General features: G+C 62.4%; 22 protein-coding genes, 1 pseudogene and 1 riboswitch. Of the genes and pseudogenes, 14 read left to right on the plus strand and 9 right to left on the minus strand.

Features of this window, described 5'->3' with window-relative positions; genetic code table 11:
* Positions 1-64: 64 nt before the first annotated feature.
* The 4 genes and pseudogenes from CO676_RS09680 to bluB all read left to right on the plus strand — a co-directional run bounded on the left by CO676_RS09680 (position 65) and on the right by bluB (position 4,560).
* Positions 65-1,747: an NAD+ synthase gene (locus CO676_RS09680; protein ID WP_014764794.1), complete on the plus strand. Its 1,683-nt coding sequence runs from the start codon at positions 65-67 to the stop codon at positions 1,745-1,747.
* 2 nt (positions 1,748-1,749) lie between these two features.
* Positions 1,750-2,574 (plus strand): TolB family protein, encoded by an 825-nt coding sequence (locus CO676_RS09685; protein WP_097520610.1) that lies wholly within the window; start codon positions 1,750-1,752, stop codon positions 2,572-2,574.
* 47 nt (positions 2,575-2,621) lie between these two features.
* Positions 2,622-3,437, plus strand: a pseudogene (locus CO676_RS09690) (SDR family oxidoreductase).
* Between the two features lie 112 nt (positions 3,438-3,549).
* A riboswitch (cobalamin riboswitch) is annotated at positions 3,550-3,761 on the plus strand.
* A gap of 43 nt (positions 3,762-3,804) precedes the next feature.
* Positions 3,805-4,560, plus strand: coding sequence for a 5,6-dimethylbenzimidazole synthase (gene bluB, locus CO676_RS09695; protein ID WP_014764791.1), 756 nt, complete (start codon positions 3,805-3,807; stop codon positions 4,558-4,560).
* Here the strand turns inward: bluB and CO676_RS09700 are convergent.
* The 4 genes from CO676_RS09700 to CO676_RS09715 all read right to left on the minus strand — a co-directional run bounded on the left by CO676_RS09700 (position 4,514) and on the right by CO676_RS09715 (position 9,953).
* Positions 4,514-5,632 (minus strand): DUF2865 domain-containing protein, encoded by a 1,119-nt coding sequence (locus CO676_RS09700; protein WP_041415462.1) that lies wholly within the window; start codon positions 5,630-5,632, stop codon positions 4,514-4,516. The genes bluB and CO676_RS09700 overlap by 47 nt on opposite strands.
* Before the next feature lie 299 nt (positions 5,633-5,931).
* The gene (locus tag CO676_RS09705; RefSeq protein ID WP_014764789.1) at positions 5,932-6,576 is read right to left on the minus strand and encodes an acyl-homoserine-lactone synthase; all 645 of its coding nucleotides are present in this window, start codon (positions 6,574-6,576) and stop codon (positions 5,932-5,934) included.
* A gap of 154 nt (positions 6,577-6,730) precedes the next feature.
* Positions 6,731-7,468 (minus strand): LuxR family transcriptional regulator, encoded by a 738-nt coding sequence (locus CO676_RS09710; protein ID WP_014764788.1) that lies wholly within the window; start codon positions 7,466-7,468, stop codon positions 6,731-6,733.
* A gap of 172 nt (positions 7,469-7,640) precedes the next feature.
* Positions 7,641-9,953, minus strand: coding sequence for an NADP-dependent malic enzyme (locus CO676_RS09715; RefSeq protein ID WP_097520612.1), 2,313 nt, complete (start codon positions 9,951-9,953; stop codon positions 7,641-7,643).
* Positions 9,954-10,129: 176 nt separating this feature from the next.
* On the opposite strand from CO676_RS09715, the gene CO676_RS09720 reads away from it, so the two are divergent.
* Positions 10,130-10,969 (plus strand): UDP-2,3-diacylglucosamine diphosphatase, encoded by an 840-nt coding sequence (locus CO676_RS09720; RefSeq protein WP_097520614.1) that lies wholly within the window; start codon positions 10,130-10,132, stop codon positions 10,967-10,969.
* A 93-nt stretch (positions 10,970-11,062) separates the two neighbouring features.
* Positions 11,063-12,283, plus strand: a complete 1,221-nt coding sequence (locus CO676_RS09725; protein ID WP_014764785.1) for an MFS transporter — start codon at positions 11,063-11,065, stop codon at positions 12,281-12,283.
* Here the strand turns inward: CO676_RS09725 and dgcA are convergent.
* Complete coding sequence (gene dgcA, locus CO676_RS09730) at positions 12,235-13,218, minus strand: N-acetyl-D-Glu racemase DgcA (protein WP_097520616.1); 984 nt, start codon at positions 13,216-13,218, stop codon at positions 12,235-12,237. The genes CO676_RS09725 and dgcA overlap by 49 nt on opposite strands.
* Before the next feature lie 205 nt (positions 13,219-13,423).
* On the opposite strand from dgcA, the gene CO676_RS09735 reads away from it, so the two are divergent.
* From CO676_RS09735 to CO676_RS09750, 4 genes are all read left to right on the plus strand, one after another.
* Complete coding sequence (locus CO676_RS09735) at positions 13,424-14,578, plus strand: ABC transporter permease (protein ID WP_014764783.1); 1,155 nt, start codon at positions 13,424-13,426, stop codon at positions 14,576-14,578.
* Between the two features lie 13 nt (positions 14,579-14,591).
* Positions 14,592-15,401 carry an ABC transporter ATP-binding protein gene (locus CO676_RS09740; protein WP_097520618.1) on the plus strand — a complete coding sequence of 270 codons (810 nt, stop codon included), beginning with the start codon at positions 14,592-14,594 and terminating at the stop codon, positions 15,399-15,401.
* A gap of 87 nt (positions 15,402-15,488) precedes the next feature.
* Positions 15,489-16,859, plus strand: a complete 1,371-nt coding sequence (locus tag CO676_RS09745) for an MlaD family protein (protein ID WP_014764781.1) — start codon at positions 15,489-15,491, stop codon at positions 16,857-16,859.
* A gap of 79 nt (positions 16,860-16,938) precedes the next feature.
* Positions 16,939-17,553 carry an ABC-type transport auxiliary lipoprotein family protein gene (locus CO676_RS09750; RefSeq protein ID WP_014764780.1) on the plus strand — a complete coding sequence of 205 codons (615 nt, stop codon included), beginning with the start codon at positions 16,939-16,941 and terminating at the stop codon, positions 17,551-17,553.
* 19 nt (positions 17,554-17,572) lie between these two features.
* Here the strand turns inward: CO676_RS09750 and CO676_RS09755 are convergent, their stop codons facing one another.
* On the minus strand, positions 17,573-17,851 hold the full coding sequence (locus tag CO676_RS09755; protein WP_014764779.1) for a BON domain-containing protein: 279 nt from the start codon (positions 17,849-17,851) through the stop codon (positions 17,573-17,575).
* A gap of 78 nt (positions 17,852-17,929) precedes the next feature.
* Positions 17,930-18,841: an oxygen-dependent coproporphyrinogen oxidase gene (gene hemF / locus CO676_RS09760; protein ID WP_097520620.1), complete on the minus strand. Its 912-nt coding sequence runs from the start codon at positions 18,839-18,841 to the stop codon at positions 17,930-17,932.
* Positions 18,842-19,070: 229 nt separating this feature from the next.
* On the opposite strand from hemF, the gene CO676_RS09765 reads away from it, so the two are divergent.
* Together CO676_RS09765 and CO676_RS09770 are read left to right on the plus strand one after the other, a co-directional pair.
* A complete protein-coding gene (locus CO676_RS09765; protein ID WP_014764777.1) occupies positions 19,071-19,331 on the plus strand; it encodes a hypothetical protein in 261 nt (86 codons plus the stop codon).
* A 174-nt stretch (positions 19,332-19,505) separates the two neighbouring features.
* On the plus strand, positions 19,506-20,771 hold the full coding sequence (locus CO676_RS09770; RefSeq protein ID WP_014764776.1) for an MFS transporter: 1,266 nt from the start codon (positions 19,506-19,508) through the stop codon (positions 20,769-20,771).
* On the opposite strand, the gene soxR is transcribed toward CO676_RS09770, so the two are convergent.
* Positions 20,681-21,178, minus strand: coding sequence for a redox-sensitive transcriptional activator SoxR (gene soxR / locus CO676_RS09775; protein WP_014764775.1), 498 nt, complete (start codon positions 21,176-21,178; stop codon positions 20,681-20,683). The genes CO676_RS09770 and soxR overlap by 91 nt on opposite strands.
* A gap of 78 nt (positions 21,179-21,256) precedes the next feature.
* On the opposite strand from soxR, the gene CO676_RS09780 reads away from it, so the two are divergent.
* Positions 21,257-21,829: an NADPH-dependent FMN reductase gene (locus tag CO676_RS09780; RefSeq protein ID WP_097520622.1), complete on the plus strand. Its 573-nt coding sequence runs from the start codon at positions 21,257-21,259 to the stop codon at positions 21,827-21,829.
* A 101-nt stretch (positions 21,830-21,930) separates the two neighbouring features.
* On the opposite strand, the gene CO676_RS09785 is transcribed toward CO676_RS09780, so the two are convergent.
* The gene (locus CO676_RS09785; RefSeq protein WP_014764773.1) at positions 21,931-22,392 is read right to left on the minus strand and encodes a tRNA (cytidine(34)-2'-O)-methyltransferase; all 462 of its coding nucleotides are present in this window, start codon (positions 22,390-22,392) and stop codon (positions 21,931-21,933) included.
* Positions 22,393-22,874: 482 nt separating this feature from the next.
* On the opposite strand from CO676_RS09785, the gene CO676_RS09790 reads away from it, so the two are divergent.
* Entirely contained in the window at positions 22,875-24,728 is a 1,854-nt protein-coding gene (locus tag CO676_RS09790) for an ABC transporter ATP-binding protein (protein ID WP_014764771.1), read from the plus strand.
* Positions 24,729-24,781 lie beyond the last annotated feature (53 nt).

Here is a 24,781-nt window from a genome sequence, read left to right on the forward strand (position 1 = left end):
CCGGATGCGGTAAGAACAAAGCCTAAGCTGGTTGCATTCGCCGAGGAAAACCGACAGGCCTGCCATGACCCCACAGAAAGCCGTACCTTCAAAGCTGCGGATCGTCGTAGCCCAGCTCAATCCGACCGTCGGCGATATCGCCGGCAACCTGGCAAAGGCGCGTGAAGCGCGCGCCGACGCGGCGCGCCAAGGCGCCGACCTGGTGCTGTTCACCGAACTTTTCATGTCCGGCTATCCGCCCGAAGATCTCGTGCTGAAACCGGCCTTTCTGAAGTCCTGCCTGCGCGCCGTCGAGAAACTCGCCGCAGAGACGGCAGACGGAGGGCCGGGGGTCATCATCGGCTTCCCGCGTCAGGCCGCTGCCCAGCGGCACAATTCGGTGGCGGTCCTCGACGGGGGCAAGATCATCGCGGTCCGCGACAAGGTGGACCTGCCGAACTACGGCGAGTTCGACGAAAAGCGGGTCTTCGATGCAGGCGAGATGCCGGGTCCGGTGAATTTTCGCGGCATTCGCATTGGCATCCCGATCTGCGAGGACATTTGGGGCGAGCTCGGCGTCTGCGAGACTCTCAAGGAGAGCGGCGCCGAAATCCTGCTCTCTCCGAACGGTTCGCCTTATTATCGCGGCAAGGTCGATGTCCGCCACCAGATCGTTCTAAAGCAGGTGATAGAAACCGGCTTGCCCCTGATCTATGCCAATCAGATCGGCGGGCAGGACGAACTGGTCTTCGACGGCGCAAGCTTCGGCTTCAATGCCGACCGCTCGCTGGCCTTCCAGATGAGTCAGTTCGAGGAGGCGCTTTCGATTTCAGAGTGGACGAGGGGTGAAGATGGTTGGGTCTCGACCAACGGGCTTCGGTCGCGCCTGCCGGAAAGCGACGAGGCGGACTATCGAGCCTGCATGCTGGGGCTCAGGGACTACGTCAACAAGAACGGCTTCAAGAACGTCGTGCTCGGCCTTTCCGGTGGCATCGACTCGGCGATCTGCACGGCGCTCGCGGTGGACGCGCTCGGCGAGGAGCGGGTCCACACGATCATGCTCCCTTATCGCTATACCTCGCAGGAATCGCTGAAGGACGCCGAAGCCTGCGCCAAGGCGCTCGGCTGCCACTATGACGTGGTCGCGATCGAGGAGCCGGTTGAAGGTTTTCTCAGTGCACTCGCCGATACTTTCGAGGGAACCGAGTCCGGGATCACCGAGGAGAACCTGCAGAGCCGCACGCGCGGAACGATCCTGATGGCAATCTCCAACAAATTCGGTTCGATGGTGGTGACCACCGGCAACAAATCGGAGATGTCGGTAGGCTACGCCACGCTCTACGGCGATATGAACGGCGGCTTCAATCCGATCAAGGACCTCTACAAGATGCAGGTCTATGCGCTGTCGCGCTGGCGCAATGGTGCCGTGCCGCCCGGCGCGCTTGGTCCCTCCGGCGAGGTCATTCCGCAGAACATCATCGACAAGGCACCCTCGGCCGAACTCCGCCCCAACCAGACCGACCAGGACTCGCTGCCGCCCTATCCGGCGCTCGACGACATTCTCGAGTGCCTGGTGGAGAAGGAACTGAGTACGGAAGAAATCGTCGCCCGCGGGCATGACGAGGCGACGGTCCATCGGATCGAGCACCTGCTCTACATCGCCGAATACAAGCGCCGGCAGTCGGCGCCGGGCGTGAAGATCACCAAGAAGAATTTCGGCCGCGATCGGCGCTACCCGATCACCAACCGTTTCCGTGACAGGGGCTAGCCATGCGTAGCTCGGTCGAGATCTTCGATATCGCAAGTGGAGAGACGCGCGTCGTGTGGCAGACGGAGCGGCTCGTCGAGGCGCCGAACTGGTCGCCTGACGGCAAATTCCTCATCATTAACGGCGACGGCAGGCTCTATCGACTTGGTTTCGACGGGGCCGACCCTACCGAGATCGACACGGGCTTTGCCCGCCACTGCAACAATGATCACGGCATCTCGCCGGACGGCAGAATGCTTGCGATCAGCGACAAGACCGAATTCGGCAAGTCGGCGATCTATCTGCTGCCGGTCGCGGGCGGCACGCCGCGGCTCGTCACGCGCAACCTGCCGTCCTACTGGCACGGCTGGTCCCCGGACGGGCGGACCGTGGCCTATTGCGGCATCCGCGACCAAGTCTTCGACATCTACACGATCTCGGTCGATGGCGGCGAGGAGCGGCGGCTGACGCATGGCGAGGGCCGCAACGACGGACCGGACTGGTCGCCGGACGGCGCGTGGATCTATTTCAACTCGAGCCGCACCGGCCGCATGCAGATCTGGCGGATCAGGCCGGACGGCAGCGATGTCCAGCGCGTTACCGACAGCTCCTATGGCGACTGGTTCCCGCATCCGTCGCCAGACGGCAAGCATCTGCTGGTGCTTTCCTATGATGGCCAGGTCTTCGACCACCCCCGCGACCTCGATGTGCGGCTTCGGCTGATGGATCCGGAAGGCGGCAATGCGCGCGTCCTGTTCGAGCTCTTCGGCGGGCAGGGGACAATCAATGTTCCGAACTGGTCGCCCTCGGGCGAGGCTTTCGCCTTCGTGCGGTATTGGCCCGCGTGAGCCAACGGCGAGCCGACGGTTCGCTCTCAGATCTATGGGAGGAATTCATGGGAAAAGACTACGCCCGGCTGGACGGCAAGGTCGCCGTCGTGACCGGCGGCACGCAGGGGCTCGGCGCCACGATTGCGGGACTGTTCGCTGAACGGGGCGCTGCGGGCATCGTCATCTGCGGGCGCCATGCGGCGAAGGGCGAGGCAAAGGCGACCGAGATCGGTGAGGCGACCGGCGCGAAGGTCGTTTATGTCCAGGCGGACCTGGAGCGCGTGGAGGACGCCCGGGCGGTCGTTGCGGCCTGGGATCGTGAATTTGGCCGAGTCGATGGGCTCGTCAATGCCGCCGCAATCACCGACCGCGGCACGATCCTCGATACGCGGAACTCTTCGATCGCATGTTTTCGATAGACGTGCGTGCTCCCTCCTTCCTGATGCAGGAGACGGTGAAGGTGATGCGGTGTGAGAAGACCGAAGGCACGATCGTCAATATCGGTTCGATGTCGGCGAAGGCGGGCCAGCCTTTCATCGCCGCCTATTGCGCATCCAAGGGTGCTCTGGAGGCGCTGACGAAGAACACCGCCTATGCGCTGCTGCGCAACCGCATCCGCGTCAACGGCCTCAACATCGGCTGGATGGCATCGGAAGGCGAAGACCGCATCCAACGGGAATATCACGGCGCTCCCGAGGACTGGCTGGAGAAGGCGGCGGCAAGCCAGCCTTTCGGGCGGCTCGTCGATCCCGCCGAGGTCGCGCGCGTGCGCCTATCTCTCCTCCGACGAGTCCGGTCTGATGACCGGCTCGGTGATCTGCTTCGACCAGTCAATCTGGGGTGCGTATGACGGATCGCCGCATCCGACAGCGCCGCTTTGAGTCGCTCTCGGCCTGCTGCATGTAGAAACATGCAGCAATCCAAAGCTCTACTGCGATCTTGTGCGTCTGATAAGACGCACGTGCTGTAGTCTTGCCTTTCGCCTGCGCCTGTGCCCATATGCGGCCGTCAGGTGCCCGCTGAGGCGGGAGAATCGGGAAGCCGGTTGAATTCCGGCACGTGCCCAACGCTGTGATGGGGACGGCTGCGCCAAAACAGCTTTGAACGTTTTCAGAGCTTTGCCACTGGGTCTTGATGCGATCCGGGAAGGCGGCCCAGTCGAGTGATCCGTAGTCAGAAGACCGGCCTGACAAGATAGACCGGCCCCGCATGGACGGCGGGAGGTTGTGCATTGTTGGGGATCGAACGATGCTGCCTGACCCGAACGACTGCCTTACGGCGGCCGGTGCCTTTTCACCGGACGAGCGTGCCGCCGTCTATCGCGCCATCGAGACGCGCCGCGACGTACGCGACGAGTTCCTGCCTGAACCGCTGCCCGAGCCTCTGATTTCCCGCTTGCTCGATGCGGCGCATCGCGCCCCGTCCGTCGGCTTCATGCAGCCGTGGAACTTCGTGCTCGTGCGCCGGAGCGAGACGCGGGAGAAAGTCTGGCAGGCATTCCGGCGCGCCAATGAGGAAGCCGCCGGCATGTTTTCAGGCGAGGCGCAGGCGAAATATCGCTCACTCAAGCTCGAGGGCATACGCAAGGCGCCGCTCAGCATTTGCGTGACCTGCGATCGCACGCGCGGCGGCGCCGTCGTGCTCGGGCGCACGCATAATTCGCAAATGGACGTCTACTCGACGGTCTGCGCGGTCCAGAACCTTTGGCTCGCAGCGCGGGCCGAGGGGGTCGGCGTCGGTTGGGTCAGCATTTTCCACGAGGACGAGATCAAGGCGATCCTCGGCATGCCCGAACACATCGAAATCGTCGCCTGGCTGTGCCTCGGTTTTGTCGACCGACTCTACCAGCAACCGGAACTAGCGGTGAAGGGCTGGCGGCAACGGGTACCGCTCGAGGACCTGATCTTCGAGGAAAGATGGGGCCTTCGCGACGGCGGGAAGCGGTTTGTCGACCAGGTCATTCATTCTGCAGCGGCTGATAGCGCGGCCCCCGAGGGTTCTTGAGATCGATCGCGCTCTCTTGCTGCGGCAGAAAGGCGGGGCCGACGACGCGGACCTTGCTGGTCGTGGGGTCGTAGGGGCGCTCTTCCACAGGCTTTGCTGCCGGCGATCCGGACGCCGGCAAAGCCGTGCCCTTGATCGTCACGACGGAGGGGCTGACCACCGAAAGCTTCGTTCCTGACGCGGAATTGTTGCTGCTCTTACCCGTTGCGACCTTGGGTATCTGGCAGCCGCAGATACCGGGCGCACCGACCCCGCGGGTACGATAGGCGAAGGCGTTGGGGAGTTCCGTGTACGGCCTGCCCGTCGACGCGGAAATCATCTGCTCGCTCTCCTCGGTGGCCAGCACGTGATAGTAGAGTTCCGTGTCGGCTGCCGGGCATCGTGCCCGGCAAAGCTCGGTATCGCGTCCGAAGTCGGCCGGTGTCGCGTTCGACGAAATCGGGAAAAATGCGCCGTCGCAAGTACGCACGCACATGGTCCTGAGGCCGCCTGCAGCGCCGTCCTCCATGAATGTGAAGTCGTCCGCTGGACCGTCGAACAGCAACGGATAGTCCTCGCCGTCCGGCGGGAAGTCTTCGAGAATGTTGCGGTGAACGTGAGCCTCTTCGGTGCTCGACTCGTCAGGAATCGTCTCGTCAGGGATCGTCTCGTCCCAGTTCAGGCCGGCTTCTCTTGAGCAACCATTCAACTCCATGGCGGCGACGATCCGCCGGCGCATGTCGTCATTGCCTTTGGAAATCAAATGCCGTCGTTGCGCCTTGAGCGTGCGGAGATTGTCCTCCATCCGGCCGATCGCATCGTCGAGTTCGGCGCAGGCAGCTTCATTTTCGCTGTCGATGTAGACGACGGAGTCATTGCTGCATGCCATGCGCCGGCGTTCGTTCTTTGCGCGGCGAATTTCGATGTTCTGGCGTGAAACCGCGCCGGTGAAATCGCGGAGATCGGCGGTTGTGGTGAAGGCCGCCGGCAGCTCCGCGAGGCGGGCGCTCAGGCGTTCGCATACGCTTGCGGCCGAAGCCTGTCCGGCCATACACAAGGCGAGCGGCAGGAGCGCTGCAGCAAGGCGCATCATCCTCCAGGACGCCGCACTTCTGAACACTGGCACTCGTCTTTTCCTGCGTTTCGCCCCGCCACAGCGCCGTGCGTCTTTTCAGACGCACAAAGGACGCTGTAGCACCTTGAATTGCTGCATATTTGTTTTCCTTAAATCGGCTGCGATTTAAAGAAACAGGCAGTAGTCGCGGAACAAGCGGGGCGCCTGTTTCCTGACATCATACGACGTTGATGCGAGGGCGCAACGGCGAGTCGGCATTTGCGTTAATGCGTTTGGAAGCAGAAACGGCCGGGCCGAGTGAGCGGCCCGGCGACAGATCAGGCCGCTCTGGCGGTTTCGAGCGACATCGGCCGTTCGAGCACAGTGCCCTCGATGGCGGCAACGGCCTTCATTCTTTGAAGAAGGCTGTTCGTCACTTCCCAAGCGACAGCGACCGCGTAGACATTGCCGATCCTCTGCGGCTCTGCGATGCGCTCTCCCGGGCACCCCATCCGGCGGAACATCCGCTCGAGGAAGACGTCGGTGACGGTGACGATATGGCTGATGCCGGAGGCAAGGCCCAGTTCCCCGACGCCGCACATGAGCTCGGCGGCGGCGACCGTCACCTGGTTCGACGTCCGGTCCTGGGAGATATCCGGTTCGATGCAGAAGCGGCTCGATTCCCAAACCGATGCGCTGCGGATTTCCGGATTTCCGCCGAGCAGGACCGGAAATGTATCATCCAGCATGTTCGGCCCTAGCGTTGGTAGAAGTCGCAGGGAACCGCGAAGCCTTCCGGTGTCCGGCGAATACGACATCACATAAAGCGGATTGGCCTTGTCGTAGTGGTCGATTTCCCAATTGCCCTCGGTCTTGACGTCCCATTTCAGAAAGTCATGGAAGACGCGCTTGCGCAGCCGAAACATCTCGTCGATGGCCTGCGGGTGCTGTCCGCGAGCGTTTCCGTTCACTATCCTGATCATCTTTCGCTCCATCGTGTTTGCGCGATGGAGCGATGCTGTCAGGCTCGGGTGACACATGTAACTGTCGGTAGTGACAGTTTAATCCGGAGGTTTTTCCCACCAAATTTGTGGGGTTTTCGGCCAATGGGTCGAGCTCAGATGGTAAATCCACCCTTCAGATGGTGGGGATCAGCGCATGGCGGACCGCCTGCGCAACGGCCTGAGTGTTGGACACGACGTTGAGCTTGCGGCGCGTATTGCTCATGAAGAAACGAACCGTGCGCTCGGAAATGCCGAGGATCGTCGCGATTTCCCAATAGCTTTTGCCGGCTGCCGACCACGTCAAGACCTCTGTCTCCCGGCTGGTCAATCGCGTATCGCGCTCGTCCATCGCATCGACCATCGCCGCCTTCTCAAGCATCGAGGCATGGAAAAGATTGGCGGCCAGCTGGAAGTCGCGCAGGTGGCATCGACGATATTCGGACCATTCCGCTGGCGACATGTTGCCACTGATTGCGAGCAGCGCCAGGCGTCCGGTCGGTGAAGGCAGCGGCAGAGCGACGCCTTCCGTTGCCAAGCCGATTTCCTCGGCAGCCTGGAAGAGCGGCTCGCATTCCGGAAAGCGGCGGCGGGCGGTCGCCCATTCAACGGGTCTCACGCCGCCGAGGGCAAGCCGAAGGATTGGATCGATCCGGTGAAGACCACGGGACAGATAGAGCTCCTCGGCATAGGCCCCGAAGGTGTGATGCAGCCGGCAGACCTTGAGGCCTTCGGCCGTCGGCTCCGCTTCGACATAGAGGAGATGCGCGATATCGAACGTGCGACGCATCAAGGCGAAGAATTGCTGCGGCTCCGCGCACCCGCCATATTCGACGATATCTAGCAGATCGAGGACAGCCTGTTGATTAGTCATGCCGTAACACCGATTCATGCCCCTAGAATAAACATGGTTTAGCCTGGCGGTTTTTGTCTAGTGCTATATTTCGTAATCGGTGCAACTCTTTGGATTAAATCCACCCAAGGTTGCATTTCGCGATACTTGGCCAGGGAAATCGCCTAAGGCGCGATAGTCCGGAGAGCCATCCCTAGGCGGGATGGCTTGCCTCGACCACTGCGAGAGCCGCCATGTTGACGACCCCGCGGGACGTGACGGACGGCGAAAGGATGTGCGCCGGCAGCGCCGAGCCGAGCAGGATCGGTCCGACATGGAGGCTGTCGGTCATCGTTTTGACCACGCCGAGCGTCACGTTGGCGGCGTCGAGATTGGGGAAGACGAGCAGGTTGGCTTCGCCCTTCAGCGCACTGTTCGGCATCACCCGCTCGCGCAGCGTTTCGGAGATTGCCGCGTCGCCGTGCATTTCTCCGTCCACCTCGAGATCGGGTGCGAGCTCGCGGACGAGCTTGAGTGCGGCGCGCATCTTGGCGGCGCTTTCGGAATCGCGCGATCCGAAGTTCGAATGTGAAACGAGGGCAGCGCGCGGCGTGATCCCAAAGCGGCGAATTTCTCCCGCCGCCATCACGGTCATCTGGGCGATCTCTTCGGCACTCGGATTGTAACTCACATAGGTGTCGGTGAAGAAGGTCGCGCCGCGCTGAGAAATCAACAGGCTGAGAGCCGAGAAGTCGAGCACGCCGGGCTTCTTGCCGATGATCTGCGAAACGTCGCGCAGATGTCGGCTATAGCGTCCCTCGACACCGCAGATCAATGCGTCGGCTTCACCGCGCTTGACTGCCAGCGCACCGATCACCGTCGTGTTCGTACGCACGATCGTGCGGGCGGCTTCCGGGATGACGCCGCGGCGGCCGACCAAAGCGAAGTAGTCGTCGACATAGTCGCGATAACGCGGATCGCCTTCCGGATTGACCACCTCGAAGTCGACATCGGGCCGGATTCGCAGGCCATAGCGGCGCAGGCGGGTTTCGATGATCTGCGGGCGGCCGATCAGGATCGGCTTGGCGGTACCTTCTTCGAGCAGCACCTGGGCGGCACGCAACACCCGTTCGTCTTCTCCCTCGGCAAAGATGACGCGGTTTTTGGTGGCGTTCTTCGCCGCCGCGAAGACCGGTTTCATGATGAAGCCGGAGCGGAAGACGAAGCGATTGAGCTTGTCGAGGTAGGCGTCGAAATCCTGGATCGGACGGGTGGCAACGCCGCTTTCGGCGGCAGCCTTGGCAACGGCCGGGGCGATGCGCAGGATCAACCGCTGGTCGAAGGGCGAGGGGATCAGGTAGTCGGGTCCGAAGACCGGCGTTTCCCCTGAATAGGCACGGGCTGCGACATCCGACGGTTCCTCGCGTGCCAGACCAGCGATCGCCCGCACCGCCGCCATCTTCATCTCTTCGTTGATGGTGCGGGCGCCGCAATCGAGCGCGCCGCGGAAGATGTGCGGGAAGCAGAGAACGTTGTTGACCTGGTTCGGGAAGTCGGAACGGCCCGTGCAGATCATCGCATCCGGCCGCGCCGCGCGCGCGACTTCCGGCATGATTTCCGGCGTCGGGTTGGCGAGCGCCATGATCAGCGGCTTCTCCGCCATCTGGGCGAGCAGTTCGGGCTTGAGGACGCCCGCCGCCGAAAGCCCCAGGAAGACGTCGGCGCCGCCGATGCTGTCGGCGAGCACGCGATTGGCGCTGTCCTGGGCGTAGACGGCCTTCCATTCGTCCATCAGGACCTCACGGCCCTTGTAGACGAGGCCCTCGAGGTCGTGGACCCAGATGTTTTCCCGCTTGGCGCCGAGGATGACGAGAAGATTGAGGCAGGCAAGCGCCGCGGCTCCGGCACCCGAGGCGACGATCTTCGCCTTGGAGATGTCCTTGCCGGCCAGTTCGAGGCCGTTCAGAACGGCAGCGGCGACGATGATCGCCGTCCCGTGCTGGTCGTCGTGGAAGACCGGAATCTCCATCATCTCGCGCAGGCGTCGCTCCACCTCGAAGCATTCCGGCGCCTTGATATCTTCGAGATTGATGCCACCGAAGGTCGGCTCAAGGGCGGAAATCACATCGACCATGCGTTCGACGGTTGGTGCGTCTATCTCGATATCGAAAACATCGATGCCGGCGAACTTCTTGAAGAGGACGGCTTTTCCTTCCATCACCGGCTTGGAGGCGAGGGGGCCGATATTGCCGAGACCGAGCACGGCCGTGCCGTTCGAGACCACGGCGACGAGGTTCGAGCGTGCGGTAAAATCGGCAGCAGTCTCCGGATTGTCCCTGATGGCGAGGCAGGGTGCGGCGACGCCGGGCGAATAGGCCAGCGCCAAGTCGCGCTGGTTGCCGAGCGGCTTGGTCGGCTGGATCTCGAGCTTGCCCGGGCGAGGATAGCGGTGGAAGAAAAGTGCCTGCTGGTCGATGTCTCCGCTTGCCGGAGCCGCTTGAGGTTTCGCTTTGTCGCCCGTGGTCATACCTAGCATCCCTGTTTCTGGATGGCGGCCTTTTGGCATGATTTCCCCTCCACGTACAGTTTCACGGCAGCGCTTTTCGTCCGTGTGATCCCGCCGGCTACGTGTCGGTGTCATCTTCCTGAAACACGAGTCTGGTTTTGACGAGACGACACAAAGCTCGAGAAGGCGAGGATCGCATGGCTGCGGTATCGGGATCTCAACAGAATCCGGTTCGGAAATTGCGGACGCTGTTCATTTCCGACGTTCATCTGGGCTCGAAGGCGGCGAAGACGGACTATCTGCTCGATTTCCTGCGCCACCATGAGGCCGAGACTATCATTCTTGTCGGCGACATCGTCGACGGCTGGCGTCTGAAGCGCAGCTGGAATTGGCCGCAGTCCTGCAACGACGTCGTCCAGAAGCTGCTGCGCAAGGCGCGCAAGGGTTCGCGCATCATCTATATTCCCGGCAATCACGACGAGTTCATGCGGGATTTCCCGGGCGTCCACTTCGGCGGTATCGAGGTCGCGGCACGCCACATGCATGAAGGAGCGGACGGGCGCAACTACCTCGTCTTGCATGGCGACGAATTCGACGTCGTGGTGCGCAACGCGCGAGTGCTCGCCTATCTCGGCGACTGGGCCTACGACATGGCGATCGCCATCAATATCGGCCTTGCCGCCGTCCGCCGCCGCCTCGGCATGCCCTATTGGTCGTTTTCGTCCTGGGCCAAGCTGCAGGTCAAACACGCGGTGAACTTCATCGGAGAGTTCCAGAAAGTCGTGGCGGAGGAAGCCCGCCGACACCATGCCCAGGGCGTTATCTGCGGCCATATCCACCACGCCGTGATCGAGGATATCGACGAGATCCGCTACATCAATACCGGCGACTGGGTCGAAAGCTGCACGGCGATCGCCGAGCACTTCGATGGCACGATGGAACTGATCACCTGGCATAGCCTGCAGGGCGGCGTGACGGCGGCGGAGACCACGGTCGAGGAATTGCCCGTGACGCTTGCCGCACCGCAGGCAGCCTGAAGCCACCGTCCCCGGGCCAACTGGCTAAAACTAGCGACTGGCGAGGCAGCGGGCAGCCGTGCTAGAGGTTGCTGACAGCCATCAGGTCCTCCCATGATTCCCGCATCAGCGCCCCCCGTCCTGGGGCCCCCGCCGCGTCGTTTTGCGCTCCGCATCGCGCTGCTCTTCTGCGCGCCGTTGATCGTCAACGGCTTCGCCATGCCGTATTTTCCGGTCTGGCTCAGCAGCCTTTCGATGAGCGATTTCGAGATCGGCGTGGTGCTTGCCGTTCCGATGTTTATCCGCGTCATCACCGCGCCCTTGGCGGGCGTGCTGGCGGACCGGCTCGGCGAGCGCACCATCGTGCTGATCTGGTCGGGCTGCCTTTCTCTTGCCCTGGCATTCGTCCTCTTCTTTGCCAAGGGCTTCTGGCCTGTGCTGGTGATCTATGCCCTGCAATCGGCCGCGTATTCGCCTTACGTGCCGATCGTCGAGGCGCTTGCGCTGTCGGGCGTGCGTCGCTGGGGTTTCGATTATGCGCTGATGCGCGTCTGGGGGTCGATCGCCTTTATCGGCGCGACGATGCTCGGCGGCTGGATGATCGGTCTCATCGGCGGCACGATGGTGCTGCCGGCGATGGCGGCGGGTTTCGGCCTCACCGTAGTGATGGCCTGCGCAGCCCCGCGCATCGGCCGTCCGCGCCGGCCTTCGCCAATCACGGCGATCACCGAACCGCCGCCGCAATCGCTGCGACAGCCCGATTTGCAACTGCTGCTGATCGGCGTCACGCTGGTCAACAGCAGCCATGCGATGCTGTTCGCGTTCTCGGCCATCTACTGGCAGCAGATCGGCTACAGCGGCACGCAGATCGGCGCCCTGTGGAGTGCCGGCGTGGCGGCGGAAGTGCTGATGTTCTTTTTCGCCAAGGCAATCATCCGGCGTTTCAGCGTCTGGACGATGATCTTCTCCGGCTGTTTGCTGGCGGTGGTGCGCTGGCTGATCTTCCCGATGGACCTGGGCTTCTCGGGCTACTTCGTCCTCCAGTGCTTTCATGCCTTCACCTATGCGATCATGCATACCGGCATGCAGCACAAGCTGGTCGAACGGGTCGCCGAGGAGCAGGAGGCCTCCGCCCAGGGCATCTATTTCTTCTACACGGGCATCTTCACCGCAATTTTCACGTTTCTCTCCGGCTATTTCTACGCCTGGTTCGGCGTCGCCGGCTTCTATTCGATGTCGGTCGTGGCGCTCTCCGGCTGCTGCTTCGCTTTCGCCGGGTGGTACCTTCAGCCCCACAGGCTCGGATCGGGCGGGAAGACGAGGGAGGCCTCGTAGCGGAGACCAGGACTGCGATCTTCCGCAAGCAGCAGCGCACCGTCGAGATCGACAAAGTCGGCCCCCTGCGCAACGAGGATCGCCGGGGCCATGGCGAGCGAACTGCCGACCATGCAGCCCACCATGATCTTCAGGCCGAGCGCCTTGGCCTCTTCGCGCATGCGCAGCGCCTCCGTGAGGCCGCCGGTCTTGTCGAGCTTGATGTTCACCGCATCGTACCGCCCAACCAGCGCCTTGAGGTCTGCGGTCGCGTGCACGCTTTCATCCGCACAGACGGGAACGGCGCGGTCCACATGCGCCAGCGCCGCGTCACTCCCTGCCGGCAGGGGTTGCTCGATGAGATCGATACCGGCTTCGGCGCAGGCAGCAAAGTGGAAGGCGAGGTTTTCCGGAGTCCAGCCTTCGTTGGCATCCAGGATGATGTGACTATCCGGTGCGCCTTTCCGGACGGCACGGATCCGCGATGTGTCGTCAGCCGTTCCGACCTTGACCTTCAGAAGGGCGCGATGGGCGTATTTGGCGGCCTGCGCCATCATCTCTTCGGGCTCGACAAGCGAGATGGTATAGGCCGTCGTCAGGGAGACCGGATCAGCTATGCCGGCAAGTGTAGCGGCCGACGTATTTCGCTGCTTTGCCTCGAGATCCCAGAGCGCGCAATCGACCGCGTTGCGGGCCGCACCCGGTTTCATCGCCTCCTGCAGTTCCAGCCGCGTCATGCCGGCTTCGATCAGCGGGCGAACCGCTTCGATCTCGCTCAGGACAGAATCGATCGATTCTCCGTAGCGGCCATAGGGCACGCATTCGCCCCGGCCGAACGCCGTGCCGTCGCCGATGCGGCAGGTGACGACGCTCGCCGTCGTTTTCGAGCCGCGGGAGATCGTGAAGGCACCGGCGATCGGAAAGTGTTCGACGGCGGCTGCAAGCGAGATCGACATTGGTGTCCTCCGAAAGGGTCGCGGCAGGCCGCGCAGCCCCCTCGATGCTTGGCGGGTGCTGTGCCGGTCATGCCGCGCTGTGTCTTTTGGGTCGCATCTGGTCGTACAAAGCGTGCTGTACGACTTTGAATTTCTAGGCGATTTTGTCCTAAGATCGAATCTGGTTTAAGAGATTATCGAATAGCAATTGAAAGACCAAGATCACGTGACGCGAGCGCCTTCCCAGAATGCTGCCGATGTCGCCCTCGCCGAGGCCGACGGGGGGACCGGGCGACGCTATGTGTTCAGCGGCGACTGGCGACACCAGACGGCAGAAGCCATGGCCAACAAGCTTAAGCGGCTCGGCAAGCCGGCGAGCGGCCGTAACGAATTCGACTTTTCCGGGATCACGGCGATGGATACGGCCGGCGCCTGGATCATCCGCCGCTTCATGAACGGCATCGGCAGCGAGGCCGGCGGGGAGGTTCGCTTCAGCGACGGCGGCGAGCGCTATGTCGAACTGGTGCGCGCACTGCCCGGAGAATTGCGCCAGCCCGAGCGTTCGAAGCGAAAGGACCCGCTTTTCCAGCGGCTGTTTGCGCCGATCGGTGAAGTGACGGTATCGATTTGGACCGATACGGTTGCCGCCATGTATATTCTCGGCTCGGCTGTCCGCGGTGCGCAGATGAAGCTCGGGCGCCACGCCGGCGTCTCGCCTGCGGCGATCGTCCACCAGATCGACCGCATGGGCGTGATGGCGACACCGATCATCACGCTGATGTCTTTCCTGATCGGCGCCATCATCGCGCAACAGGGCGCCTTTCAGCTTCGGTCCTTCGGAGCGGAAATCTTCGTTGTCGATCTGGTTGGCATCCTGCAACTGCGCGAAATCGGCGTGCTCCTGACGGCGATTATGATCGCGGGCCGCTCGGGCAGTGCGATCACGGCCGAGATCGGCTCGATGAAGATGCGCGAAGAGGTCGACGCGCTGAAGGTCATGGGCTTGAGCCCGGTCGGCGTGCTCGTCTTTCCGCGGCTTGTGGCACTGACGATTGTGCTGCCGCTGTTGACCATCATCGCGAACTTCGCCGCACTCGCCGGGGCGGCGCTCGTTGCCTGGACCTATTCTGGCATTACGATTCCGACCTTCCTCGGCCGATTGCAGGAGGCCGTCGATTTCTCCTCGGTGGCGGCCGGCATGATCAAGGCGCCTTTCATGGCGCTGATCATCGGGGTCGTCGCCGCGGTCGAGGGGCTGAAGGTGGGCGGCAGTGCGGAATCCCTCGGCCGCCGCGTGACATCGTCGGTCGTCAAGTCGATCTTCGTCGTCATTCTCATCGACGGATTGTTCGCGATGTTCTATGCGGCGATCGATTTCTGAGGTGGGCGGAAAAATGGTTCAGGCGGTCATGGAAAAGCAACCGGAGCAGGCGGCAAGGCGCGAGACCGTCCTTTCCGTTCGCGGCCTGACGGTCGGCTTCGGCGACAATATCGTCCTCGACAAACTCAATCTCGACGTGCTGCGCGGGGAAATCCTCGGATTCGTCGGAGCTTCCGGGACGGGAAAGTCGGTGCTGATGCGCACGGTCCTTCGACTGCTGCCGAAGCGCTCCGGAACGATCGAGATCCTCGGCGCGCAGTACGACAAGGTGAGTGATGAGGAACGCATCGCGCTCGACATGCGTCTCGGCGTTCTCTTCCAGCATGGCGCGCTCTTTTCCGCGCTGACGGTGCGGGAGAACATCCAGGTGCCGATGCGGGAATATCTCGATCTACCGCAAGACCTGATGGATGAATTGGCGCGTCTGAAGATCGAATTGGTGGGCCTGGCACCGGAAGCGGCGGAAAAATATCCTTCGGAGCTTTCCGGCGGTATGATCAAGCGCGCCGCACTGGCAAGGGCGCTGGCGCTCGATCCGGATCTCGTCTTCCTCGACGAGCCGACGTCAGGCCTCGATCCGATCGGCGCGGCGGAATTCGACGAGTTGATCGCCAAGCTTCGGGACACGCTTGGATTGACCGTGTATATGGTGACCCACGATCTGGACAGCCTGTTTTCAGTTTGCGACCGGATCGCCGTCCTCGGCCAGAAACACGTCCTGGTCGAGGGGACCATCGAGGACATGCTTGCCTGCGACGAGCCGTGGGTGAAATCCTATTTTCGCGGCAAGCGGGCGAGGGCGATCGTGCGCGAGCACGACTGATGCGGCAAAGGTGCTAAAATAGTTTCGGCGGAACTGTTGTCGAAGCAGGTGAAAGGGCGGCAAGGGCCGCAGGGGTAGTCGGAACCGATGGAAACAAAAGCGAACTATGCCATTGTCGGCTTTTTCACGGTGTTCGTGATCGCCGCTGCCTTCGGTTTCGTCTATTGGATGTCACAATACGGCCGAAGCGGCGAGATGGTCGAACTCGTCGTCAACATTCCAGGCTCTGCCAACGGCCTGTCGGTCGGCTCACCGGTGCGGTTCAACGGCATCAATGTCGGTACCGTCAACAGCCTTGCGATCGACGCCAATGATCCGCGCTATTCGATCGCCCTCACCGAGGTATCGGCCGATGCGCCGGTTCTGACGTCCACGCGGGCGACGCTGGAAATCCAGGGTTTGACGGGAGCGGCCTATATCGAGCTTAGCGGCGGGCGAAAAGGCGATGAGAACATCCTCAAGAGCGCACTCGAAAAGGGGACGCAGGCGCGGATCCTTGCCGACCAGTCGAGCGTTACGAGCCTGCTTGCGACCGCCGACCAGATCCTTGATCGGGCAAACAGCGCCATCGGCGACATTCAGGGCTTCGTCACCGAAGTTCGTGGCCCGTTGACCGCGACGATCGGCAATGCGCAACGTTTCTCCAGGGCGCTCGCCGACAATTCCGACGCGATCGATCAATTCCTGAAGAGCGTCGAGGAGTTGTCTGGATCGGTCAGCGCTGCGTCGAAGAAGCTCGATGTCACGCTTGAAAGCGCAGACAGGCTGATCAAGTCGGTCGATCCGAAGAAGATCGATACGATCGTGAGCAATGTCGAAGAGGTGAGCAACGACCTCAAGGCAGCTTCCGGCGGGGTCTCGGAGGCAGTCGCCGGCTTCAGGCGCACCGTGGAGACCTATGACCAGTTCGGCAAGAACGCGCAGCAGACATTGAAGCGCGTCGATGCGCTGGTGGCTGCCGTCGATACACAGAAGGTCGGGCTGGTCGTCAACGACATCTCCGCGGCGAGCGCCGATGCGCGCAAGGTCGCCGCCCAGGTGTCCGATTTTGCCAACAAGATTTCGGCCCGCCAGGAGGACATAGACCAGACGATCACCGACTTCACGGAGATGTCGAACAAGCTGAATGCGGCATCGAACCGCGTCGACGGCATTCTCGCGAAGGTCGACGGCTTCCTCGGCGACGCGAATGCGCCGTCGCTTTCGGCAGAGGCGCGCTCGACGCTTGAATCGTTCCGCCGGATGGCCGACAACCTCAACGCTCAAATCGGTCCTATCTCCGACAACCTGAAGCGTTTCTCCAATTCCGGCTTGCGTGACATGGAGACGCTTGTCACGGAAACACGGCGAACGGTGCAAAGCCTGCAGAGTACGATTTCCAATTTCGATCGAAATCCACAGCGCCTGCTATTCGGCGGCGAGACTGTTAAGCAATATGATGGCCGCACGCGGCGGTGATTCGCTGATCATCGGTCGCGGGCGGGTTGCATGGGGGCGGGGAGCCGAACGGCGCCGCGTTGTTTGGGGATAATTGCGTATGGGTTTTCCGGGTCTGGTAGCATGGCGTGGAGCGGGAACGGCCCGGTTTGCTGCGGTTCTTTCATTGGCGACGATGCTGGCGGGCTGTGGCACGCGCCAGGCGGCCAATGATACATTCAGCCTGGCGTCGACGCCCGTCGTCGAGCGCCCGGCAGCGACGAACCGCCAGATACTGGTGCCGGAGCCGACGGCCCTGAAGACGCTCGGCAGCGACCAGATCGTCGTTCGCCTTTCGAAATCGGAACTTCGGTATCTCGCCGGGGCGCAATGGGGCGATAGTCTGCCGCGCATGGTGCAGGATCGGCTCGTTCAGACTTTCGACAACACGGGCAAGGTTCGTGTCGGCAAGCCTGGCCAGGGGCTTGCTATAGATTATCAGTTGGTCACCGAACTCCGGGCCTTCGAGATAGCCACCGATGGCCCTGACACGGCCGTCGTCGAGATCTTCGCCAAGATACTGGACGACCGCTCCGGTACCGTCCGCCGGCAGCAGGTCTTTCGTGCCGTCGCGCCGGTCCAGGGCGCCGGCAATCCGGCCTTTGTCGCAGCCCTCGACTCTGCCTTCGCTCACGTGGCGGCGGATATCGTCGGCTGGATGCTCCGGTCGATCTAGCGGCGACAGCTGCTCCGCGTCATCCCGTGCCCGCTTTGGCGCGTTTGATTCGGTTGATGACTTCCCTGACGCCTTCGACACGGCTTGCCGCTTCCGCGGCTCGGACGATTTCGTCCTCCGTGGCAACCGTGCCGCCTAGCAGGACCGTGTTGCCGGTGCAGGTCACTGTGACGTCGGCGGCATCGAGCCCCGGCGCGACGGCGAGCCAGTGTGCAACCCGGCGCTCCAGTTCGGCCGGATGCTCGGGGGTTTCCCTCTCGGGCTCCTGGCCGAAGAATGTGCGTTTCTTGAATATCATGCGGCGATCACTCCTCGTTCCGGAGAAAACGCCGCAGCCTCGGGATTTGTTCGGCTCTTCATTGAGCCGGAGGCGCAATCAGGGCCAGCGCACGACCGGGGGCAGGGACGACAGGATCGACTCGACGTTCCCGCCGGTCTTGAGGCCGAAAATCGTGCCGCGGTCGTAGAGGAGGTTGAATTCCACATAGCGGCCGCGACGCACGAGCTGTTCGTCGCGATCTGCCTCCGTCCATGGCGTGTTGAAATTTGCCCTGACGATTTTCGGATAGACAATCGCGAACGCCTTGCCCACGTCCCGGGTGAAGGCGAAATCGGCCTCCCAGCCGCCCATGTCCTCGGGCGAGTGCAGCCAATCGTAGAAAATGCCGCCGGTGCCGCGCGGTTCGTTCCTGTGCTTGAGGAAGAAGTACTCGTCGCACCATTGCTTGAACTTCGCATGATCGGCGACCGGATGCCGGTCGCAGGTGATCTCCATCGCCCGGTGGAAGACAGCCGTGTCCGGGTCGGTCATGAGGCGCCGGCGGTCGAGAACGGGCGTGAGGTCCGCGCCGCCGCCGAACCAGTTGCTCGTGGTCACGACCATGCGCGTATTCATGTGCACGGCGGGCACGTTCGGATTGACCGGATGGGCTATCAGCGAAATGCCTGACGCCCAGAAGCGCGGATCTTCGCTTGCGCCGGGGATCTGGTTGCGGAATTCGGGGGAAAACTCGCCGAAGACGGTCGATGTATGGACGCCGACCTTCTCGAAGACGCGGCCCTCCATCATCGACATGCGCCCGCCGCCGCCTGTGCCTTCCTCGCGGAGCCAATCCTTGCCGACAAACCGGCCCGGCGGACGATCCGACAACGGCCCAGTCAAATCCTCCTCGATTGTCTCGAAGGCCGCGCAGATCGAGTCGCGCAGGCTCTCGAACCAGGCCTTCGCCTCGGCCTTCTTGTCTTCGATGTCTGCAGGCAGCTCCTGCGGCAATTGCGGTCTTTCCATGGAGTTCAAGTTCCAATTTGCGGCATCCCGCAGAGGAGACCGCCGATTCTGTCGCCGCCGTCACAGTCCATATTTTTGGCCGAATGGCAACGGCGGCTCTTTCTCCAAGGTAGTCTACAGCAATGACGGGCCTCGGGCATTTGGTCGTGGCGATGGCTGGCAGGCGCTGGAGACGATGGACTGGCCAAGGGGCGGTGCCCATCCTATCTTTATGATCAGAGGTACAGCCATGGCGAAGATACCCCCAGGACCGCCGCTCGATGGCTTGCGGCGCCAGATCGCCCGACACCGCCGGGAACACCCCGCGCGAGGCGGCAGCCTGTTCGTACGCGAAACCTTCCGTCTCGAACGCAGCGCCGCCCGCGCCAAGGCGCGCGAATGGTTCGAGACCTGGCCCAAGGCCGCCTATTGGACGGAAGTCGAGAGCTGGCGCCAACTCGAGGGCGACGAGATCGAGTTCACGATGCGGCGCCTGCCGAGCGCTGACTGAACGACCGCATTTCCCGCCCGGGGCGAAGACCGCCACATGCGGTCGGTCCGTGAGACAAAAGCTTCCGCTTTGTGATGGACAATTCGTCTCGCCAAGGTCCCGCCGGCGCGCTAGACAGTTGCCGACACTCTTCTCGGCACCCTTTCTGCGTGCGTTTTCACCGGCCTTCACCTCATGCCCGTCTTCCGCTCGGTAATCGTCCTGTCCGTAACGCAAATCGTCGCCTGGGGCGCGATGTTCATGTTCGTATCGGTCACGGCGGCGGGAATGGCTGGCGATCTCGGCCTGGAGCCATCGATGGTCTATCTCGGTCCGACCGTGATGCTGGTGGCTATGGCGCTGTGCTCGCCGCCGCTTGGGACGCTTTATGCGCGCTTCGGCGCGCGCCTGGTGCTCGCGTCCGGTTCGGCGCTCGCCGCACCCGGCTTGTGGCTGCTCGCGAGCGGCGACGGGCCGATCACTTATTTCGTCGCCTGGTCTGTCCTTGGCATCGCTGGTGTTGCAACGCTGACGACTTCTGCTCATGTCTTCCTGACCGAGATCGCCGGCGATGACGCGCGCCGCGCGATCGGAGCGCAGATGCTCGCCATGGCGCTGGCACCCAGTGTGTCCTGGCCCGTCACCGTGTTCTTCGAGGCAGCGCTCGGCTGGCGCGGCACTCTCGTGATCTACGGTGCGATGATGTTGCTCGTCTGTGCACCGCTGCATTTCTTCGGTCTGCCCCGAAGCGAACCGGTGGGCCAGGCAGCTCGCGCCGCGACGGACGGGCAGGAGCGGCCGAAGACCCGTCGCGATCGGCGGCTTGTTGCGCTTATCGTTGCAGCCGTTGCGCTGAACGGCTTCGTCACCTGGGGCTTTCAGCTCGTCGTCATCGACCTTTTTCGCAGTTATGCCGTGCCCGACTATCTCGCGGTCGGCTTCGGATCGGCGATCGGTTTCATTCAGCTCTCGGCGCGGCTTTTCGATTTCCTCGGTGGCAACCGCTGGGATGGGCTGACGACAGGTTTCGTTGCGGCGGCAATCATGCCCCTGGCATTGCTTGCTCTGATCCTCGGCGGGGGCACCGAGGGATCGATCGTACTTTTCCTCGTGCTCTACGGCCTTTCGAGCGGCGCCATGTCAGTCAGCCGGGCGACGATGCCGCTCGTGTTCTTCTCGCCGGCCCAATATGGGTTGGTGATGGCGCGCCTGGGGCTGCCGCTCAACCTTGCCTTCGCCGCCGCACCCCCATTCTTCTCATTCGTCCTCGGCGTAGCCGGGAATGGCTGGGCGCTTTCGATTGCGCTCTTTTGCTCCGTCGGTACCTTGACGAGCATGATGCTTCTCAACCGGATGAGGCCGCTTACCGCTCAAGCTCCGGGTGCATATTCCGCGTCCTCGACGCTGTCGGAGGGATCCATCAGGCGCGGTCCTGCACCTTCGGACCCAAGCACGTCATAGGGATTGCGCAACGGGCAGTCCCGCATCGAAAGGCAGCCGCAGCCGATACAGCCGGTCAGCTGATCGCGCAGCGAAGTCAACTTGGCGATGCGATCGTCGAGTTGCTGCTGCCAGGTCTTCGACAGCCGGCCCCAGTCCTCGACCGTCAGCGGCCGATCGTTGGGGAGCACCGACAGGGCGGATTGAATTTCAGCCAGTGGGATCCCGGTGCGCTGGGCGACCTTGATGACAGCGACACGTCTCAACACCGAGCGCGGATAGCGCCGCTGGTTGCCGCGGCTGCGATTGCTGCGGATCAGCCCCTTCGTTTCATAGAAATGAAGCGTCGAGACGGCGATGCCGCTGCGTTCGGCCACTTCGCCGACCGTCAGCTCGCGCTTGAATTCACTGTCATTTTCTTTTTTCACGGGCGCTCTTGACCTCAACTATAGTTGAGGTTCTATAGCATGAGCTTCCTGTAGCCGACAACTAGGAGCTGATCCCGCATGACAGAGAAGTTGACCCTCGCCTTGATCTACGGCAGCGCGCGGCAGGGCCGGTTCTGCGATACCGTTGCCAGCTGGCTTATCCGCGAGCTTTCGGCATCCGACGTCTTCCGCCTGACGATCATCGATCCGTTGCGGCTGAGAAGCTCCCGCGGCGAGAAATCGGCAGACCCGGCCGAATGGATGGAGCGAAAGGTCGCCGAAGCGGACGCTTTCATCGTCATCACGCCGGAATACAATCATGGCTATCCCGCGGCGCTGAAGGAAATGATCGACGCGGTCTATGAACCCTGGCACGCCAAGCCTGTCGCCTTCGTCTCCTACGGCGGCGCCTCGGGCGGTATCCGCGCCGTCGAGCAATTGCGCCAGGTCTTCGGAGAGCTGCATGCGGTGACGCTCAGGGACGGTGTTGCGCTTCCGAAGGCCTGGTCGAAATTCGACGCTGCCGGGAATCTCTACAAGCCCGAAGAACTGCGCGCGCCGCTGTTCCTGATGATGGACCGGCTCACCTGGTGGGCGCGAACGCTGAAATATGCCCGCAAGACTACGCCCTACAGCGAGATCGCCGCATGACGAGCGCGGCATCTTCGTACGAGGGCGAGCCGGGCGTTCTCGCTGCAGGAACGCGCGGCCGCAATCTCACCTTGCTTTGTGTCAGCGCGTTGACGACCATGTCACCACGTGCCGGTCTGCCGCATCGCCTCGCCGACGATCATGGCGGTCGCCATCGCGATATTGAGCGAACGTTGGCCGGGCGCCATCGGAATGAGGATGCGGGCGTCGGCGCGGTCATGGACATGATCCGGCACGCCGGCGCTTTCCCGGCCGAAGAGAAGAATGTCGTCGGCCCGAAAGTCGAAGCGCGCATAGGGCTCGGCGGCCTTGGTGGAAGCGAGCACCAGCCGCCGGCCGGTTTCCGCCCGCCATGTCTCGAAGCGCTCCCAGTTGACATGGCGGGTGAGTGTGACAGCCGCGATGTAATCCATGCCGGCGCGCTTGAGGTTGCGGTCGGAAAGATCGAAGCCCGCCGGCTCGATGATGTCGACGGCAAGTCCGAGACAGGCTGCGAGACGAAGGATGGTTCCGGTATTGCCCGGAATATCCGGCTGGTAGAGGGCGATGCGGAGGTCGTTCATGAGCCTGTACCGAAGACGCAGGATGGTGAGACGCGAAAACGTGCGAGGCCGTATGGCATCATATTGCCTCGTGATCCACTGCCGGATTGGGCGCGGGAGATTGCGTGCCGCGCTGCCGAATTTCCCTTTGCTAATCTGTGCCGTATTGGCAACAGACCTGATCCCGGTGAAAAAATAGGCAAGAAAACGGCTGCGACAATCTGGCGCAATGGCGGGAATAGAGGTAAAGCTCAATCCTCTTCAACGCGAACCGACGGAGGCATGCATGACCATTCTGATGTTGACCCGCCTCCCGCAAGTAGCCTGGCCGTTCCAGGCCTGACCGGTTCCGCGCCCTTTCATTCTGTCGATCGAATGACGCGTGCTCCGGTTTCCCGGAGGGCGCAGCTCGATTCGGGGCATCCCCTCCGGTTTCGAATTTTCCGAAGATAAAGAATGCGGGGCGACCCGCCTTCCTTCAAAATATCTGAAGGAGCTAATTAATGTTCGGCTGGTTTGAATCCCGCCTCAATCCCTACCCGCTGGAGGAGCCGACGCTTCCACCGAAGGGCCTCTTTGCCTTCTGCTGGCACTACACCAGGCCCGCGGCGCCTTGGCTGCTCATCATGGCAGTCTGCACCATGCTGATCGCGATCGGCGAGGTGGCGCTGTTCCAGTTCCTCGGCAACGTCGTCGACTGGCTGTCCAATGCCGAGCGTGAAACCTTCCTCGCCACCGAGGGGGGCAGGCTTGCCTGGATGGCAGCCTTGATCCTCATCGGCTTGCCGGCCCTCGTGGCGCTCGATTCATTCATCATGCATCAGGTGCTGCTCGGCAACTATCCGATGATGGCGCGCTGGCAGATGCACCGGTATCTGCTTCGGCAGAGCATGACCTTCTTCGCCAACGAGTTCGCCGGTCGCGTCGCCACGAAGGTGATGCAGACGTCGCTCGCCGTGCGCGAAACGGTAATGAAGATCCTCGACGTCTTCGTCTATGTGGTGAGCTATTTCACGACGATGCTGGTCGTCGTCGCGGCGGCCGACTTGCGGCTCGTCGCGCCGCTTGCCATCTGGCTGGTCATCTATGTCGTGATCGTAACCACCTTTGTGCCGCGCCTGCAGAAGATCTCCAAGGAGCAGGCGGATGCCCGTTCGATGATGACGGGACGCATCGTCGACAGCTACACCAATATCAGCACGGTGAAGCTCTTCTCGCATGCCGGGCGGGAGGAAACCTATGCGCGCGCCGGCATGGAGGAGTTTCTCGACACCGTCTACCGGCAGATGCGCAAGGTCACGCTGTTCCACATATGCGTCTACACGAACAATTGCGTGGCGCTCTTCGCTGTCGGCTCGCTTGGGATCTACCTCTGGCTCACCAGCGCGATCTCGGTCGGAGCAATCGCCGTTGCGATCGGTCTTGCCATGCGCATCAACGGGATGTCGCAGTGGATCATGTGGGAAGTCTCGGCGCTTTTCGAGAATATCGGGACGGTCTATGACGGCATGGGAATGATGACCAAGGCGCACGACATCGTCGATCAGCCGGATGCCGTAGCGCTGACGGCCGAGAAGGGGGCGATCCGTTTCGAGGATATCCGCTTCCATTACGGCAAGGCAAAAGGCGTCATCGATCGGCTGTCGCTCGACATCCGTCCCGGCGAGAAGATCGGCCTGGTCGGCCGCTCGGGTGCCGGCAAAACGACGCTGATGAACCTGCTGCTGCGCTTCTACGATCTCGAGGACGGCGTGATCCGGATCGACGGCAAGGATATTTCAGCCGTCAGCCAGGACAGCCTGCGCTCGCAGATCGGCGTCGTGACGCAGGATACATCGCTCCTGCATCGCTCCATTCGCGACAACATCGCCTATGGGCACCCGGAGGCAACCGACGCGCAGGTCATCGCCGCAGCCAAGAAAGCCAACGCCTGGGAGTTCATCCAGGCGCTCGAGGACAACCTGGGCAGGCAAGGGCTCGACGCGCAGGTCGGCGAACGGGGTGTGAAGCTCTCGGGCGGCCAGCGGCAGAGAATTGCGATCGCCCGTGTCTTCCTCAAGGACGCGCCGATCCTTATTCTCGACGAGGCAACCTCGGCGCTCGATTCCGAAGTGGAGGCGGCGATCCAGGAGAACCTCTTCGCCCTGATGGCCGGGAAGACGGTGATCGCCATCGCGCACCGCCTGTCGACGCTGACCGAAATGGACCGCCTGGTCGTCCTCGAGGCGGGGCGGGTCGTCGAGACCGGCTCGCATGCCGAGCTCGTTGCGAAGGGTGGGCTCTACGCCGATCTCTGGTCGCGCCAGTCCGGCGGCTTCATCGCCGACGATGTCGAAAAGGAGGAGGCGGCGGAGTAATCCGCCGCCTCCTCGCGTTTCAGGGCAAAAGCTTACGCATTTGTAATCAGGCC

Origin of the sequence: Sinorhizobium sp. BJ1 (assembly GCF_002531555.1) — a bacterium.
Lineage (GTDB): Bacteria > Pseudomonadota > Alphaproteobacteria > Rhizobiales > Rhizobiaceae > Sinorhizobium > Sinorhizobium fredii_B.

Excerpts from the sequence above, each read along its gene's own strand:
- CO676_RS09680 (WP_014764794.1), top strand. The coding sequence starts at position 65 with ATGACCCCACAGAAAGCCGTACCTTCAAAGCTGCGGATCGTCGTAGCC.
- CO676_RS09685 (WP_097520610.1), top strand. The coding sequence starts at position 1,750 with ATGCGTAGCTCGGTCGAGATCTTCGATATCGCAAGTGGAGAGACGCGC.
- bluB (WP_014764791.1), top strand. The coding sequence starts at position 3,805 with ATGCTGCCTGACCCGAACGACTGCCTTACGGCGGCCGGTGCCTTTTCA.
- CO676_RS09700 (WP_041415462.1), bottom strand. The coding sequence starts at position 5,632 with ATGATGCGCCTTGCTGCAGCGCTCCTGCCGCTCGCCTTGTGTATGGCC.
- CO676_RS09705 (WP_014764789.1), bottom strand. The coding sequence starts at position 6,576 with ATGATCAGGATAGTGAACGGAAACGCTCGCGGACAGCACCCGCAGGCC.
- CO676_RS09710 (WP_014764788.1), bottom strand. The coding sequence starts at position 7,468 with ATGACTAATCAACAGGCTGTCCTCGATCTGCTAGATATCGTCGAATAT.
- CO676_RS09715 (WP_097520612.1), bottom strand. The coding sequence starts at position 9,953 with ATGACCACGGGCGACAAAGCGAAACCTCAAGCGGCTCCGGCAAGCGGA.
- CO676_RS09720 (WP_097520614.1), top strand. The coding sequence starts at position 10,130 with ATGGCTGCGGTATCGGGATCTCAACAGAATCCGGTTCGGAAATTGCGG.
- CO676_RS09725 (WP_014764785.1), top strand. The coding sequence starts at position 11,063 with ATGATTCCCGCATCAGCGCCCCCCGTCCTGGGGCCCCCGCCGCGTCGT.
- dgcA (WP_097520616.1), bottom strand. The coding sequence starts at position 13,218 with ATGTCGATCTCGCTTGCAGCCGCCGTCGAACACTTTCCGATCGCCGGT.
- CO676_RS09740 (WP_097520618.1), top strand. The coding sequence starts at position 14,592 with ATGGTTCAGGCGGTCATGGAAAAGCAACCGGAGCAGGCGGCAAGGCGC.
- CO676_RS09745 (WP_014764781.1), top strand. The coding sequence starts at position 15,489 with ATGGAAACAAAAGCGAACTATGCCATTGTCGGCTTTTTCACGGTGTTC.
- CO676_RS09750 (WP_014764780.1), top strand. The coding sequence starts at position 16,939 with ATGGGTTTTCCGGGTCTGGTAGCATGGCGTGGAGCGGGAACGGCCCGG.
- CO676_RS09755 (WP_014764779.1), bottom strand. The coding sequence starts at position 17,851 with ATGATATTCAAGAAACGCACATTCTTCGGCCAGGAGCCCGAGAGGGAA.
- hemF (WP_097520620.1), bottom strand. The coding sequence starts at position 18,841 with ATGGAAAGACCGCAATTGCCGCAGGAGCTGCCTGCAGACATCGAAGAC.
- CO676_RS09765 (WP_014764777.1), top strand. The coding sequence starts at position 19,071 with ATGGCGAAGATACCCCCAGGACCGCCGCTCGATGGCTTGCGGCGCCAG.
- CO676_RS09770 (WP_014764776.1), top strand. The coding sequence starts at position 19,506 with ATGCCCGTCTTCCGCTCGGTAATCGTCCTGTCCGTAACGCAAATCGTC.
- CO676_RS09780 (WP_097520622.1), top strand. The coding sequence starts at position 21,257 with ATGACAGAGAAGTTGACCCTCGCCTTGATCTACGGCAGCGCGCGGCAG.
- CO676_RS09785 (WP_014764773.1), bottom strand. The coding sequence starts at position 22,392 with ATGAACGACCTCCGCATCGCCCTCTACCAGCCGGATATTCCGGGCAAT.
- CO676_RS09790 (WP_014764771.1), top strand. The coding sequence starts at position 22,875 with ATGTTCGGCTGGTTTGAATCCCGCCTCAATCCCTACCCGCTGGAGGAG.